Genomic DNA, 14,141 nt, shown 5'->3' with positions numbered 1-14,141 from the left:
GCGGATTCCACCCGCCCGCCTCGGAAATGGGTGAAGCCCAAATCGGATGAGATCGGGGTTTCGTCTACGCTTCATCAAGGATTTATACGTAAGCAACTCGCCAGGAGACGACCTTTTGCCTGACGCCAATACGATACAGAACAAAATGCATCGTGCCGGGCAATATCCATTGCCGGTGGCGCAATACTTGCGCCTGCGCGAACGCATCCCGCCGCTATACGGGCTGTTGTCGGTCAATGCGGGCATCCTGGCCTATACACACCGCTTCGTGGCGCCCGGCGTGCTCACGCTGACAGTGCCTGCGATACTCATTGCCGCCTGTCTCGTGCGCATGTTCGTCTGGCTGCGCCCGATCGGCAGCGCCGACCTCGACACCACTCTCGCGCAGGAACGGATGGACCGCACGACGTGGCTCTCGGTGATCTTCACGATCGCCTTTTCGATCTGGGCGCTGTGCCTCGATCGCTATGGCGACGCCTACGAGCATGGCCATGTCGCCATTTTCGTGGCGATCACGGTGCTTGGCTGCGTGTTCTGCCTGACCTTCCTGCCCACCGCAGCCATGCTGATCTGCGTGACGGCGCTGGGTACTTTCCTGGCCTATTGCGTCGCCGTCGGCTCCGACGTGCTGACGGCGGTGGCGATCAACATCGCCCTCGTCGCAGCGGTGATCCTCAAGATTCTGCGCGATACCTACGATTCTTTCGTGGAACTGGAAGTCGCCCAGCGCGAACTGCGCATCGAACGACGGCAGGCGCAGGTCCTGGGCGACGAGAACGCCCGCCTCGCGCAGACCGACGCGTTGACCGGCCTGCCCAACCGCCGCTACTTCTTCGCCACGCTTGAGGCGATGCTCAAAAAGGAGCAGGACGATCAGGTGTTCTGCGTCGGCCTGATCGATCTCGACCGTTTCAAGCCGGTGAACGACACTTATGGCCACGCGCAGGGGGACCGCCTCCTGCAAGTCATCGGCAGCCGCATGATCGCGCAGAGCCCCTCCAACGTCGTGGTCGCCCGGCTCGGCGGCGACGAGTTCGGGTTCATCGTGCTGGGCGGCGCCGAGGAAGCGGAAGAGATCGCCCAGAGATTCTGCTCCGCGATCCGCATGCCGGCACGCATCGGCGAAGTCACCGTAGCGGTAGGCGGCTCGGCCGGGATCGCCGTCTATCCTGAAAGCGCCCGCGACGCCCATTCGCTTTACGACCGCGCGGATTTTGCCCTCTACCACGCGAAAAACCACAAGCGCGGTTCCTGCGTGCGCTTCTCCAGCGAACTCGAAGTGCTGATCCGTTCCGAGCAGGCGCTCGACGCCGCACTCCAGACGGCCGATCTTTCCGCCGAACTGTCAGTCGCCTTCCAGCCCATCGTCGCCACGGAAAGCGAAGTGGCGGTCGGCTTCGAATGTCTCGCGCGCTGGACTTCGCCAAGCCTTGGCGCCGTCGCCCCCGAAATGATGATCGCCTCGGCCGAACGGATCGGGCGCGCCCGCGACGTGACCGCCACGCTGTTCGGCCATGTGCTGAGCGCGCTCACGCAACTGCCGCATCCACTTACGGTGTCCTTCAATCTTTCCGGGCACGATCTTGCCGATGCGGACACCATTGCCGCCCTGCTCGAACGCATCGACGACAGCGGCTGCGATCCGCGGCGCCTGCTCTTCGAAATCACCGAAACCACGCTCATCGCCGAGATCGAGACCGCGCGCGGCGCACTGCAACGTCTGCGCTCCACCGGTGCGCGGATCGCGCTCGACGATTTCGGCACGGGCTACTCCAGCCTCTCGTCGCTGCACCAGTTGCCGCTCGACATGGTCAAGATCGACCGCAGCTTCGCGCCCCGTCTGGACGAAGCGGTCGGTCGCCGCCTGATCGCGGCGATCCGCAATCTCGCGCGTTCGCTCTCGCTGGAATGCGTGATCGAGGGTATCGAGACTGAAGACCAGCTGCTCAGCGCGCGCGTCGCCGGCTTCGCGCTGGCGCAGGGCTTCCACATCGCCAGGCCCATGTCGCTGCCGGACGTGCTGGACCTGATCTCGTGCCCGGCAGCCGAAGCATCGGCAGCAGGCTGATCCTGCCTCAGCTTTCGCGCTTCGTTCCGTAATCGATCCGGATACGCACCCAGGTGCCGAGCTGCGACTTGCCATTGATCCGCGGCGGCAGGACCTGGAACTGCCAGGCCGCATTGAGCACCGCCCGCCCAAAGCCCGAACCGCGCGGCGATTCGCCCAGGATCTGGCAATTGTCGACCTTGTAGTGCTCCATGATCTGGCAGGCGATCATGCCCCAGCCGCTGTCCGGCCGGGTTGCCGGAAGATAACCGCCAAGCTGCGCATCGGTGGGTGGACGGAACCAGTCCGCATTGTAGAGCACCGCGCCGCCCGGCCCTTCGCCGGGGCCATACGTCCCGCCGGCCCCGCCCGCCGCCGGCGCGCCGGAGGCCGACGAAGGCCCCTTCATCTTCCCGATATCGGCAGCGGCGAAATCCTGGGTGGAAAGCTTGAGAAACGTGAAGGCGGGCTTTTTCTCGACCGGCTTTTCGACCGGCGGCGTCGGCACGGTTTCCTGCACCACGGCGGCGTGCTGCTTCTGCTCGACCTTCTTTTCCTCACGCTGCTTGGGCTTTTCCGGCTGGTCGCCGCCCTTGTCGCGATCGTGATCGATGACATCGAACGTGGTGAGCGCCGCGCTCTTCTTCTCCAGCGCGGGGACCAGCCCGGTCTGGTAGATCGCCAGCAGCAACGCAGCCAGAATCAGCCCCGCTGAGAGGACCGAGGAGACGAAGCGTTGGCGCGGCGACCCGGGCTGATAGCCTGCGGGCGCCAGCTCGGATTCGGAGGACATGGCGCGGCTTGAATAGGGCGCTTCCCACGTCACCGCAATTGCAGCCTTGTTGCGATTTCATTGCAGGTGAAAGTGTTGCCGGAAAAGCCCAGTGCCCGCTCCCTCAGCCGTCCAGCCCCAGGAACCGGAACGGCGCATGGTCCACGAATTGGCCGTTCGCCTCGCCGGAAAACGTGTGATCCTGGTTCGGTCCCAAATCCAACATTTTCACTTTGCCGGTCTCCCTGGAAAAATCGATCTTGCGCACGTCGATCCAGAACGTGTTCGGCGTCAGCGCGGATTCGAAGAAATAGAGCCCGCGCTTGTGATCGAACACCGTGCGCCAGCGGGTGGAAGAGATGTTCGGCTGATCCGGCGTGTTGATCCCATAGGGAACCGAGGCATTGCGGATCACGCTGAATACGGCGGCCAGTGCCTTGTTCGGGTCAGGCTCCTTCGGGATCGCGTTGATGTAGAAGGAAGCCCGCGCGAAGCGGTCGGCAGCCCGGTTGGTGCCCGGCAGCATGGTCGTGCCGCCGATCCCCTTCCAGTAGCTGTTGAGCGCCAGTTGCTCGTCGAACGTCGGCGAGTTGGTCATCACCTGGTATTCGCGGCCGTGGTGGATCACCAGCTTGCCGCCGATATATTCGAAGATGGCGCTGTCCCCGCCGGCATCGGACAGGGAAAGGTGAACGGCGGTAAGCCGGTTCTCTCCCGGCACATTGTCCGTCACGACGATGAACGGCTCCTTTTCCAGCGCGGCCACCGCCTCCGCAACCGTCGCGAAATTGTCGAGCGCATATTGCGCCCATGCCGCGATCGTCAGCCCCGGCTTTCCTTTGCCGTCGAAGTGCGGATATTCCGATTCGACCAGCCAGAGCATGTTGGCGTTGAGCCCCTTCTCGTTCACCCCGTCGGTGCTGGACACGTCATAGCCGCTGACGATCACGCTGCCGTACTTCGAGGTCCACTTGATGGAATTCGGCCCCGCTTCGCCGCTGCGTGCAATTCCGCGCGGCAATATCCAGAGATTGCTGACGATATCGCTCTTCCAGTCCATCGAGCGCGCGGTGATGATATTCCTTTCGGGCCCCAGATAGACGGCCCGCGTGCAGGCTTCTGCCGGAACACCTGCGCCGAGCGCGGCCGTCAGCGCCAGCGTAGCCAGCGCACCGCCGATTCTGGTCATTACCCGCATGGTCTTCTCCACTTGCTGGAAAGGGCCCGGATCAGAACAGCACGGACATGCCCAGCAGGGGCCCGCGCTGCTGCATGTCCCAGATGAACCGGCCGCGATTGGTGAAGTCGGACTGGTCGTATTTCTCGTAGAGGAAGCGATAGCCGCCGCGCAGGATCGTTCGCCGGCCCATGAGCCGGGTGCGATAGCCCAGCATGGCAACCGCATTGACGCTGAGATCGGAACCGGCGCCGAAGCCGCCCAGATCGGCCTGCGTGAACAGGTTCCAGTGACGGGACAGGTCCGCGTTCACACGCAGTCCCGCGAAAGGATCGACCCATCCCGCGCTTCCGGTTGTCTGCACGGCCAGCGGCGCGATGCCCGCCCTCGCCCGCAAGTGGGTCCAGCGCAGGCCCGCGGTCGGCTCTATCGAGATATCGCGCCCGGCACCGAAGGCGCTCTTGCCGGGAAGCGGTATCTGCCACGCCTTGTAGTAGAAGCCGCCCGCCAGTCGTCTGGTGCGAATGTCGAGATCGACCGGCAACGATCGCACCGCCTCGGCTTGCGAGGTCTTCACGCGCTGCGCGTCGAGATAGCCTCCCCACCGGTCGTTCACTGCCTCGATCGTGCCCATGGCCGCCAGATCGACGTGCTTGAAGATATCCCTGAACGGAAGATGCAGATTATGCTGGAGCCCGGCGAGGCCAAGATCGCCGCCGAGCGAGGCGCCCCATGCGTAAGGACTGACGATCAGGGTCCAGCCCGCCCCCGGACTACCAGCGGGCGGAACGCCCGGATCGACTCGCCCCGGATCGGCCGGCAGCGGATGCGCAGAAATCGGCTCTCCCGGTTCCTGATCGTCCGGAAGTCGCTCCTGATCCGGCGCGCCCTTCGGCAAGCTCCCGACATCGAAGGCGAATTCCCTTACCTGCCCTCCGGCCGCAGGCACGATCAAAAGGCTGCCGATCGCAATGACCTGCACCTCCATCACGCGCGATAATGATCGACACAGCCGAACCATTCACGACCCCCTGGAGCAGGAATTCGTAATGCATCAGGCTATAGGTAGATGTTGGTAGTATCAACCAAATAGAGCGGAACGAAAATCGCCATATCCGGGAGATTTTCATGACGTACATGACCATAAGGCGGCCGGATATCGATGCTGCACTATCGTTATCGGATCGGAAACCTTGTCGGCGCAAACGAAAAACGCCGGACAGAACCTGCCCGGCGCTTTCCCGATAGCTCTGGCGATAGCGACCTAGTAGCGACGCGCCACTGCGAACTCGACCGCTTCGCACATCGCATCGCGAGCCGCGCCGGCGGGGAAGATCGACAGTGCATCGATCGCGCGCTGCGCATAGAGGCGTGCCCGCTCGCGCGTGGCTTCGACGCAGGCATGGCGGTTGATGAGTTCGACGGCGTAAGCCAGGTCTTCGTCCTCAGTGCGGAAGCCGGCGATGGCATCCTCCCAGAACTTGCGCTCCTCGGCACTGCCGCGCGCATAGGCCAGGATGACCGGAAGCGTCATCTTGCCCTCGCGGAAATCGTCGCCCTTGTCCTTGCCGGATTCGGTGCTTTCCGAATCGTAGTCGATCGCATCGTCGACCAGTTGGAAGGCGATCCCGAGATTGCGGCCGTAGGAATCGAGTGCCTGCTCCTCCGCCTCGCTCTTTTCGGCCACGATAGCCGGAATGCGCGTGGCGGCAGCGAACAGGGCTGCGGTCTTGGAGCCGATGATCTGGAGGTAGTGTTCCTCGCTCGTCTCGATCCGGCGCTGGGCGGTCAACTGGTCGACCTCACCCTCGGCGATGATCGAGCTGGCCTTGGAGAAGATCTTGAGGACCTTGAGGCTGCCGTCCTCGACCATCAGCTCGAAGGCGCGGGTGAACAGGAAGTCACCCACCAGCACCGTCGCCGGGTTGCCGAACACGATATTGGCGGCGGCCTTGCCCCGGCGCATGTCGGAACCGTCAACGACGTCGTCATGCAGCAGCGTGGCGGTGTGGAGGAATTCCACGGCGGCGGCCAGCTTGTGATGGCGCGCGCCCTGGTAGCCGCACAGTTCCGCGGCGGCGACCATCAGCATCGGGCGCATTCGCTTGCCACCACCCGAGATCAGATGCCCGGCTAGCGCCGGGATGAGCGGAATTTCGCTCTGCATCCGGTCAAGAATGACGGCGTTGACGCTGTTCATGCCGGGGGCGGTAAGCGCCAGCATGGGAGCGAGGGTGGGCTGCGACCCGCGTGCGCGCAGGGGAATGACATCGGCACTCATCGACCCGCGCATTGCGCGTTCGGCGTCCGTAACGCAAGAGCGAATGCCATGGAATGGTGGAACGGGCCGACTGGAAGAGGCCGCCAAGCCGTGCTAGCGGACCTGCCGATGACTCAGGACACTCCCGCAGCCGACCCCGTTCTCGCCAGCTTCCGGTCGAGTATCGACAATATCGATGCCGCCCTGATCCACATGCTGGCCGAACGATTTCGGATCACGCAGGCCGTTGGCGCCTACAAGGCGCAGAACGACCTGCCCGCCTCCGACCTCGGCCGCGAGGAGCGCCAGATCGCGCGCCTGCGCAACCTGGCGGAAGAGGCCAATCTCGACCCCGATTTCGGCGAGAAATTCATCCGCTTCATCATCGACGAAGTGATCCGCCACCACGAACGCGCCAAGAACGAAGCCTGATTCGAGGCCGGAACCGGCGTTTCGTAAAATCGAAGCCGCAAAGTTGCCGCTTTCCCGGCTCCGGCCGGGAAAGGGCCGCGCTGCGTCCCGCAGCGCCTGAAGCAGCCGTCCCGGGCCGATCCCGGGACGAGGCTGCCTGAACCTTATTCCTCGACCAGATCCTGAAGCTTCGACATCAGCGTCTGGATGCGCGTGGCAGCTTCGGTGAAGGTCGTCACGTCTTCGCGGTTGTTGTTGCCGCGCGCTTCCTTGGCGGCTTCCACATAGCCTTCGAGATCGACTTCCAGGGCATCGACGATGATTTCGATCTCGTCCGACGACAGCGAAAGATTGATGGAATCGGTCATGAGGGTGTCCTTGATCTGGTAAACCGCGCCAATGGGGACGAATGACGGGAGCCGCAACCGCCTCTGCGCCGGTTCCCCCAAAAATCCCGCCGGAAGCCGATCGGTCTTGAAAACTAGGCGAGAACGCGAGGCAGCTTGAGCTTGACCAGCAAGCCGCCCAGATCCTCACTCTCGTCCAGTTCGACCGTGCCGCCATAGATTTCCACGACATCGCGCACGATGGCAAGGCCAAGGCCGGTGCCGGGCTTTCCGGTGTCGAGGCGGGCGCCGCGATCGAAGATGCGGATGCGTTCCGCTTCGGGAATGCCCATTCCGTCATCCTCGATCCAGACCTCGCAAAGCGGGGCGGCGCGATCGGGATCGACGGTCACGAAGACGCTGCCGCCGCCGTATTTCGCGGCGTTCTCTATGAGATTGCCCAGAATTTCCTCGAGATCCTGCTTTTCCAGGGCCACCACGGCCTCGTGATTGCCGTCGAGATCGAGGCGGGCCTGGTCGTAGAGCCGCTCCACCGCGCGCAGCACCGCCTCAAGGCTGGGCCAGACTTCGGCGCGGGACTGCCCCACGGCGCGGCGGCCCACGGCCCTTGCCCGCGCGAGGTGATGATCGACCTGCCGGCGCATCACCGCGGCCTCGCGAATCACCGTGTCCGACAGGTCCGGCGCCTTGGCCGTCGCCGCGTTCATCACCACCGTCAGCGGGGTCTTGAGCGCATGGGCGAGATTGCCGCATGCATGCGCGCTTCCTCTGCCTGCCGCTCGGTATGGGCGAGCAGCGCGTTGAGTTCCTCCACCAGCGGCTCCACTTCCTGTGGCAGCGGCTGGGTGACGCGGCTGGCGCCGGTGGTGCGCAGTTTCTGGATGGCGCGGCGGACGTGGCGCAGCGGGAACAGGCCGTACCATGTCTGCATCCCCGCCATCAGCAGCAACCCGAAGCCGAGCGCCACGAAGCTGTAGACGAGAATGCCGCGCACCATCTTGATCTGGTCATTGAGGTCCACGCGGCTCGCCGCCACCGTGAACATCCACTTCGTATCGCTGCCGGGCAGGATGATCGAGCGTTCCATCACGCGCAGCGGTTCGCCTGCGAACTGGGTGCTGTCATAGACGTGCGGCTGGGCGTCGAAATGGTCCTCGGGCACGTTGAGGCTGCGGTCCCACAGCGAGCGCGAGGGGAAATCCTCATGCCCCTTGGCGCGAATCTGCCAGTAAAGGCCCGACCCCGGCTCCAGGAAACGCTGGTCCCCGAGCGGGCGGATGAAGAAGACCTCCCCGTCCGGCCCGATTTCCGCCGAGCCGATCATGCCGGTGAGCATGTAGCCGAGCTGTTCGTCGAAGTTGCGGGTGATGAGACCGGTCAGCGTGCGGTCGAGCGCGAGCCCGCCGACCAGCAGCAGGATGAAGATCCATCCAGCCGCGATCAGCATCATGCGCCGCGCGAGAGAGCCCGTGTTGGCCGCCTTCACGTGCGGCCCGGCCTGGGCTTCTCCTGTCTGATTCTGCCCGTCTTGCATATGCTCGGTCGCCGTGGCGGACGATTCAGCGCGGCCGGGTTCCGCAGGATCGTCGAGGCTGTAGCCGAGGCCGCGGATCGTGGTGATGACATCGGCGCCCAGCTTCTTGCGGATGCGGGTCACGAAGACTTCGATGGTGTTCGAATCGCGGTCGAAATCCTGATCGTAGATATGTTCGATCAGTTCGGTACGGCTGACCACCTTGCCCTTGTGGTGCATGAGGTAGGACAGCAGCTTGTATTCCTGCGCGGTGAGCTTCACCGGTTCGCCGGCCAGCGTGACGCGGCCCGAGCGCGTATCCAGCCGCACGTCGCCGGCCGTCAGTTCGCTGGAGGTATTGCCCGAGGCGCGGCGGATCAGCGCGCGCAGGCGGGCGATCAGTTCCTCGGTCTGGAAGGGCTTGGCGAGGTAATCGTCGGCCCCCGCATCGAGGCCCGCCACCTTGTCCGACCAGGAATCGCGCGCGGTCAGCACGAGGACGGGGAAGTTCCGCCCTTCCCGGCGCCACATGCCGAGCACCGTCAGTCCATCGATCTCGGGCAGGCCGAGATGAGGATCACGGCGTCATAGTCTTCGGTCGACCCCAGGAAATGGCCATCCTCGCCATCAACGGACAGATCCACGGCATAGCCGGTCTGTTCGAGCGTGGTCTTGAGCTGGTTGCCGAGCGTGGGTTCATCCTCGACGATCAGGATGCGCAATTCGGTCTCTCCCTAAGATGAGCGAGCTTGAGATGGGGCGGATGCCCGGAAGCGTCAAGCGACGGAAAACTCCAAGGTTCCCCGGCGTCGCTTGCAAATTCATCTGTAGGCGCTTCAACCTGAACGTAAAGATGAACAAGATCGGTTCATCCACATTTCAGCGCTGCACCTCTATCGCGATTGCCCGATCACCCGCCCGGTGCGGGCATCGACATCGACGAAATAGACCTTGCCGTTCTGGATGAACTTCAGGCGGTAAGCCATGGCGGCGGGATCGTATTCCGGGCCGAGGTACTGCATTCCGGACATGCGCGGCAGCACTTCACGTTCGATTTCGCGCAAGGGGCGGACGTTGCCGGCCTTGCGTTCGCGGCGCACCTCGCCCTGCTCGCCGCCGGGATCGGCGGCATGCGCGGTCAGCGAAGGCGCAACCATGCCGAACGCGCCGAGTGCCAGCGTGACCGGGACCAAGAGAAGGGAAAGGGACTTGTTCATATCGACTTGCTGCCTAACCCCATCGCCTTGAACAAGTCCTGAATGTGGCCGGAAGGCGGCAGGAGCAAGCGCCTGTTGCCCAAATCCCACATCCACGCTTTCCTGCGCGCCAGCTTGCCAGCCCCCCGCTCTGCCCTGTAGGGCGCGCAGCCATGGCACTTGCACCAATTCTCAGCTGGGAAAACCTCGGCCTCATCCAGGGCTCCGGCTGGCTCTTCCAGGATCTCGACATCAACATCGCCCCGCGCGACCGGCTGGCCCTGATCGGCCGCAACGGCGCGGGCAAGACCACGCTGCTCAAGCTGATCGCCGGCACGGTGGATGCGGACAAGGGCACGCGCTCCGTCCAGCCGGGCACGCGCGTGGTGACGCTGGAGCAGGACCCGTTCTTCACCGGCTTCGACACCCTGCTCGATTTCGCCATCCACGGCGACGATGCGCCCCAGCAGCACGAAGTGGAAGCCATTGCCGACCAGCTCGGCATCGACCTTTCACGCGAAGCGAAGAGCGCATCGGGCGGTGAGCGCCGCCGCGCCGCGCTGTGCCGCGCCCTCGCCTCCGAACCCGACCTGCTGCTGCTGGACGAGCCGACCAACCACCTCGACCTTGCCGCGATCGACTGGCTGGAATCCTGGCTCCAGCGCTACAACGGCGCGTTCGTGGTCATCAGCCACGACCGTACTTTCCTGACCCGCCTGACTAACGCCACGCTCTGGCTGGACCGGGGCGGCCTGCGCCGCCGCGAGATCGGCTTCGGCGGCTACGAGGCCTGGGAAGACGAAGTCTACGCCGAGGAAGCGCGCGCCGCCCAGAAGCTCGACGCCAAGCTCAAGATCGAGGCCCACTGGCTGGAGCGCGGCGTCACCGCGCGGCGCAAGCGCAACCAGGGCCGCCTTGCCAAGCTTTGGGAAATGCGCGCCCAGCGGGCCTCGATGATGGGCCCGCAAGGCGCGGCCAAGCTCGCCGTGGTGGCGGACGACAGCAAGACCAAGTCGGTCATCGTCGCCGAACACGTCACCAAGCGGTTCGGCGAAGGCGATAGCCAGCGCACGGTCATCAAGGACTTCAACTTGCGCATCCAGCGCGGCGACCGCATCGGCGTGGTCGGCGCGAACGGTTCGGGCAAGACCACGCTGCTCAAGATCCTGATGGGCGAACTTCAGCCCGACGATGGCAAGGTGACGCGCGCAGCCACGCTCGATGCCACCGTGATCGACCAGCAGCGCAGCCGGATGAGCCCCGAAATGCGCATCCGCGACGTGCTGGCCGAAGGGGGTGACTGGATCGACGTGGTCGGCGTGCGCAAGCACATCCAGGGCTACCTCAAGGACTTCCTGTTCGATCCGGGCCTGGTCGAGGCGAAAGTCGGCACGCTGTCGGGCGGCGAACGCTCGCGCCTGCTGTTCGCCCGCGAATTCGCCCGCACCTCCAACCTGCTGGTGCTCGACGAACCGACCAACGACCTCGACCTCGAAACGCTGGACCTGCTCCAGGAAGTGATCGCCGATTACGACGGCACCGTGCTGATCGTCAGCCATGACCGTGACTTCCTCGACCGCACCGTCAACGTCACTCTCGGCCTCGACGGTTCGGGGCATATCGACGTGATCGCGGGCGGCTATGCCGACTGGGAGGCCAAGCGCCGCGAACGCACGAGCGCAGGGAAAGCCAAGACGAAGGGCGAGAATGCCGCCCCCCCGCCGCCGATGCCGCCGAAGAAGGGCAAGCTCTCCTACAAGGACCAGCGCGACTACGAACTGCTGCCCAAGCGGATCGAGGAACTGGAAGCGGCCATCGCCCGCGACGAGAACGCCATGGCCGACCCCGCGCTCTACACCCGCGACCCGGCGAAATTCGCGGCCCTCACCACCGCCATCGAAAAGGCGAACAGGGAAAAGGAAGCGGCTGAAGAGCGCTGGCTGGAACTGGCCGAGCTGGTAGAGGGTTAGGCCCGCCCGCGCCGGTCAGTCGATAGCGGCGGCGGCGAGGAAATCGGCGATCGCGGCGGACCATGGCCCGGGCTGCTGGTCCACGATGTCGATCCCGCCGCCCTCCAGTTCGGTGAATGCGAAATCCGGCCGCATTTTCCTCGCCTGCAGCGCGGACGCATAGAGCATGTCCCCGGTATTGGTGAGCAGCAGGGTCGGCTGGGTGATCTTCATCAGCGCCTCTTCCTGCCGGTAGTTCAGCCCCGCATTGTGGCCGTACCAGTAAGCGCCGCGCTGCACCGCCAGCATGGCCTGGACGACATAGTCGCTGATCCGCTCCGCGCTGATCGAGCCATTGGCATAGCGCTCCCGCGCTTCGGCAAGCTGGTTCATGTGCGCGGCGTGAGGCAGGGCACGAAAGGCCCGCTCCCGCCCGCCGATATCGGCGATCAGCGCGGCGCGTTGTTCGTCGCTGATGAAAAGCGGGCCGCAAAGGATGTTGGCGCTCACCCGCTCGGGATAGCGAATCGCCACTTCGTTGGTCACAAGCGCCCCGGTATGATGGCCCACCACGCAGCGCGGCTTATGCCCAGGGCATCGAGCACCGCCGGAACGACGGGCGCATAATCGCTCACTGCCGGTTCGAACGGCGTGCGATCCGAAAGACCGAACCCCGGCATGTCGATGGCGATCGGCCGCAGTCCGCGCGCAATCAGCGGCGCGAAGACATAATCGAACTGGTTGGCCGTCATCACCGCCTGATGGAGCATGACCAGCGGCCGCCCGGTTCCGGCATCGAGATAATGGATCTGGCCATATGGACCGTCGGCATAGGCGCGCCGCATCGCCGCGGACTGCTTCATCGCGGCGGGGCCGGCCTTTTCCCGTGGCGGGGCTCCCGGCGTGACGGCGGCGGGCGATGCAGCCCCGGCCGAGTGCGAAAACGGCCCCAGCGTGCCGACAATGGAGCCGCTGCCGATCATTCCCAGTGCAACCCGCCTTCGAACGTTCCCGATCATCGACACTCCCCCTGACGCGGCGACCCTGCCGCCAGCATCCGCGAAGCGAACGGTCCGCCAAACGCCGGTCCGTCCGTCTGGTCGCCTGTCGATAATTCGGCTGGAGCCCCGGCGCGCGTCAGTCCCGGAAGCTGGCGGCCCAGGCCTGTCGTTCCGCCTCGGTCAGCGGCAGGTCAACGGTGCGCCCTTCGGCAGCGGATTGCTGCGCCGCCTCGATCACCGCCATGACCGCCAGGGACTGGATCGGCGGGACCGGGTTGGGCGCCCTGCCCCGCATGGCCTCGGCGACGAGGCGGTAGAATTCGCGCTGGTCGCCCGGCTCGGCCGGAACCCGGCTGGCCTGTCCTTCGGCATTGTAGATCACCAGCGGATCGGGATCGATGCCCCAGCCGGGCGCTCCGGGCGCCATGCCGGCAAGGAGCTGGCCTTCCTGCACGTCCATCCCCTGCTTCACCGCGCTGCCCGCAGTGCCGTGGACGATGAAGCGCGGAACCCCGCCCGCCACCAGCATCGAGGCATGGAGAATGGCGCGCCGGTCTCCCTCGAAGCCAAGCACGACATGGGCCCAGTCGTCACTGCGCGCACCCTCGCGCTGGAGGGCGAGAGAGGCGGTCACCTGCAGCGGCAGCCCCATCAGCAGCAGGGCCTGATCGGCAAGGTGAGGCCCGAGGTCGAACCACACGCCGCCTCCCGGACCGCCGGATTCCCGCCAGCGGTCCCGGACTTGCGGGCGGAAGCGGTCGAAGTGGATTTCAAGATGCGCCGGCATGCCGACCAGCCCTGCATCTACGGCCTTGCGTACAGTGCGAAAATCGCTGTCCCAGCGGCGATTGTGAAAGACCGTGAGCTGCCCGCCGGTTTCCTCCGCCAGCGCGATCAGCGCCCGGGCTTCGGCAAGGTCCAGCGTGAAGGGCTTGTCGACGACCACGCTCTTGCCGGCCCGAAGCGCTGCCTGCGCCAGCGGGAAATGCGTGGCGTTCGGCGTGGCGACAACAACGAGATCGACCGAAGGATCGCCGAGCACCGCGGCCGGATCGTCATGGATCGCCGCATCGGGAAAATGCGCGCGGATCGCATCGGGCTGGCGGCTCGCGAAATGGGTCGGATCGAGGCCCGGCACCGCCCGGATCAGCGGTGCATGAAACGTGGCCCCGGCATAGCCGTAGCCGAGAAGGCCTGCCTTCAGGGTATCGGTCGCCAGGGCCATGTTCAGTGCCTTTCAGTATGGTGTCAGGTTCAGTTGTAGACAGCCTGCCACATGCTTTGCGCGATGCTTTCGCGGGTCAGTTCTTCGGGTGCCGCCGTGGCGAGACCCTCGGCCTGTGCCTGCGCGGCCACGACCACGGCGATCTCCAGCGCCACGTCCCGCAGCTCGGTAACGGCGGGAAGCAGGCCGTTCTCGCCCTGGCTCAGCTCGCCCAGACGGCGCGCCGCGACCATGAACATGCCG

Annotated in this window: 13 protein-coding genes and 2 pseudogenes; 3 read left to right on the top strand and 12 right to left on the bottom strand. The window is 65.0% G+C overall.

Annotated features, from left to right (window positions below; translation table 11 throughout):
* Window positions 1-115: 115 nt before the first annotated feature.
* Window positions 116-2,068, top strand: a complete 1,953-nt coding sequence (locus ADT71_RS23395; RefSeq protein ID WP_231636144.1) for a bifunctional diguanylate cyclase/phosphodiesterase — start codon at window positions 116-118, stop codon at window positions 2,066-2,068.
* A gap of 7 nt (window positions 2,069-2,075) precedes the next feature.
* Here the strand turns inward: ADT71_RS23395 and ADT71_RS23390 are convergent, their stop codons facing one another.
* From ADT71_RS23390 to ADT71_RS23375, 4 genes are all read right to left on the bottom strand, one after another.
* Window positions 2,076-2,873, bottom strand: coding sequence for a hypothetical protein (locus tag ADT71_RS23390; RefSeq protein ID WP_231636143.1), 798 nt, complete (start codon window positions 2,871-2,873; stop codon window positions 2,076-2,078).
* 70 nt (window positions 2,874-2,943) lie between these two features.
* The gene (locus tag ADT71_RS23385; RefSeq protein WP_082370518.1) at window positions 2,944-4,008 is read right to left on the bottom strand and encodes a linear amide C-N hydrolase; all 1,065 of its coding nucleotides are present in this window, start codon (window positions 4,006-4,008) and stop codon (window positions 2,944-2,946) included.
* A 40-nt stretch (window positions 4,009-4,048) separates the two neighbouring features.
* Window positions 4,049-5,017, bottom strand: a complete 969-nt coding sequence (locus ADT71_RS23380; RefSeq protein ID WP_132468953.1) for a hypothetical protein — start codon at window positions 5,015-5,017, stop codon at window positions 4,049-4,051.
* Window positions 5,018-5,260: 243 nt separating this feature from the next.
* Complete coding sequence (locus ADT71_RS23375; protein ID WP_054440898.1) at window positions 5,261-6,277, bottom strand: polyprenyl synthetase family protein; 1,017 nt, start codon at window positions 6,275-6,277, stop codon at window positions 5,261-5,263.
* Window positions 6,278-6,385: 108 nt separating this feature from the next.
* Between ADT71_RS23375 and ADT71_RS23370 the strand changes: the two genes are divergently transcribed.
* On the top strand, window positions 6,386-6,688 hold the full coding sequence (locus tag ADT71_RS23370) for a chorismate mutase (protein WP_054440896.1): 303 nt from the start codon (window positions 6,386-6,388) through the stop codon (window positions 6,686-6,688).
* A 143-nt stretch (window positions 6,689-6,831) separates the two neighbouring features.
* Here ADT71_RS23370 and ADT71_RS23365 read toward each other — a convergent pair whose 3' ends face one another.
* From ADT71_RS23365 to ADT71_RS23350, 4 genes and pseudogenes are all read right to left on the bottom strand, one after another.
* The gene (locus tag ADT71_RS23365) at window positions 6,832-7,035 is read right to left on the bottom strand and encodes a hypothetical protein (protein ID WP_054440894.1); all 204 of its coding nucleotides are present in this window, start codon (window positions 7,033-7,035) and stop codon (window positions 6,832-6,834) included.
* A 113-nt stretch (window positions 7,036-7,148) separates the two neighbouring features.
* Window positions 7,149-8,464 (bottom strand): annotated as a pseudogene (locus ADT71_RS23360) (sensor histidine kinase).
* Between the two features lie 114 nt (window positions 8,465-8,578).
* Window positions 8,579-9,249: pseudogene (locus ADT71_RS23355) on the bottom strand (winged helix-turn-helix domain-containing protein); the annotation flags it as partial.
* Between the two features lie 171 nt (window positions 9,250-9,420).
* Window positions 9,421-9,684 (bottom strand): PepSY domain-containing protein, encoded by a 264-nt coding sequence (locus ADT71_RS23350; RefSeq protein ID WP_185998745.1) that lies wholly within the window; start codon window positions 9,682-9,684, stop codon window positions 9,421-9,423.
* Between the two features lie 212 nt (window positions 9,685-9,896).
* On the opposite strand from ADT71_RS23350, the gene ADT71_RS23345 reads away from it, so the two are divergent.
* The gene (locus tag ADT71_RS23345) at window positions 9,897-11,693 is read left to right on the top strand and encodes an ABC-F family ATP-binding cassette domain-containing protein (RefSeq protein WP_054440772.1); all 1,797 of its coding nucleotides are present in this window, start codon (window positions 9,897-9,899) and stop codon (window positions 11,691-11,693) included.
* 15 nt (window positions 11,694-11,708) lie between these two features.
* On the opposite strand, the gene ADT71_RS34390 is transcribed toward ADT71_RS23345, so the two are convergent.
* The 4 genes from ADT71_RS34390 to ADT71_RS35155 form a co-directional block, all read right to left on the bottom strand.
* Window positions 11,709-12,245, bottom strand: coding sequence for an alpha/beta fold hydrolase (locus ADT71_RS34390; RefSeq protein WP_231636142.1), 537 nt, complete (start codon window positions 12,243-12,245; stop codon window positions 11,709-11,711).
* Entirely contained in the window at window positions 12,215-12,691 is a 477-nt protein-coding gene (locus ADT71_RS34385) for an alpha/beta fold hydrolase (protein WP_231636141.1), read from the bottom strand. The genes ADT71_RS34390 and ADT71_RS34385 overlap by 31 nt, the downstream gene beginning before the upstream one ends.
* A 118-nt stretch (window positions 12,692-12,809) precedes the next feature.
* Entirely contained in the window at window positions 12,810-13,898 is a 1,089-nt protein-coding gene (locus tag ADT71_RS23335; RefSeq protein WP_054440770.1) for an oxidoreductase, read from the bottom strand.
* Between the two features lie 29 nt (window positions 13,899-13,927).
* Window positions 13,928-14,137 (bottom strand): hypothetical protein, encoded by a 210-nt coding sequence (locus ADT71_RS35155; RefSeq protein ID WP_197283109.1) that lies wholly within the window; start codon window positions 14,135-14,137, stop codon window positions 13,928-13,930.
* Window positions 14,138-14,141: the final 4 nt, after the last annotated feature.

Origin of the sequence: Novosphingobium sp. ST904 (assembly GCF_001298105.1) — a bacterium.
GTDB lineage: Bacteria > Pseudomonadota > Alphaproteobacteria > Sphingomonadales > Sphingomonadaceae > Novosphingobium.
This window is presented reverse-complemented; position numbering and strand designations above follow the sequence as displayed.

Excerpts from the sequence above, each read along its gene's own strand:
- ADT71_RS23385 (WP_082370518.1), bottom strand. The coding sequence starts at position 4,008 with ATGACCAGAATCGGCGGTGCGCTGGCTACGCTGGCGCTGACGGCCGCG.
- ADT71_RS23380 (WP_132468953.1), bottom strand. The coding sequence starts at position 5,017 with ATGGTTCGGCTGTGTCGATCATTATCGCGCGTGATGGAGGTGCAGGTC.
- ADT71_RS23375 (WP_054440898.1), bottom strand. The coding sequence starts at position 6,277 with ATGAGTGCCGATGTCATTCCCCTGCGCGCACGCGGGTCGCAGCCCACC.
- ADT71_RS23370 (WP_054440896.1), top strand. The coding sequence starts at position 6,386 with ATGACTCAGGACACTCCCGCAGCCGACCCCGTTCTCGCCAGCTTCCGG.
- ADT71_RS23365 (WP_054440894.1), bottom strand. The coding sequence starts at position 7,035 with ATGACCGATTCCATCAATCTTTCGCTGTCGTCGGACGAGATCGAAATC.
- ADT71_RS23350 (WP_185998745.1), bottom strand. The coding sequence starts at position 9,684 with ATGGTTGCGCCTTCGCTGACCGCGCATGCCGCCGATCCCGGCGGCGAG.
- ADT71_RS23345 (WP_054440772.1), top strand. The coding sequence starts at position 9,897 with ATGGCACTTGCACCAATTCTCAGCTGGGAAAACCTCGGCCTCATCCAG.
- ADT71_RS34385 (WP_231636141.1), bottom strand. The coding sequence starts at position 12,691 with ATGATCGGGAACGTTCGAAGGCGGGTTGCACTGGGAATGATCGGCAGC.
- ADT71_RS23335 (WP_054440770.1), bottom strand. The coding sequence starts at position 13,898 with ATGGCCCTGGCGACCGATACCCTGAAGGCAGGCCTTCTCGGCTACGGC.
- ADT71_RS35155 (WP_197283109.1), bottom strand. The coding sequence starts at position 14,137 with ATGTTCATGGTCGCGGCGCGCCGTCTGGGCGAGCTGAGCCAGGGCGAG.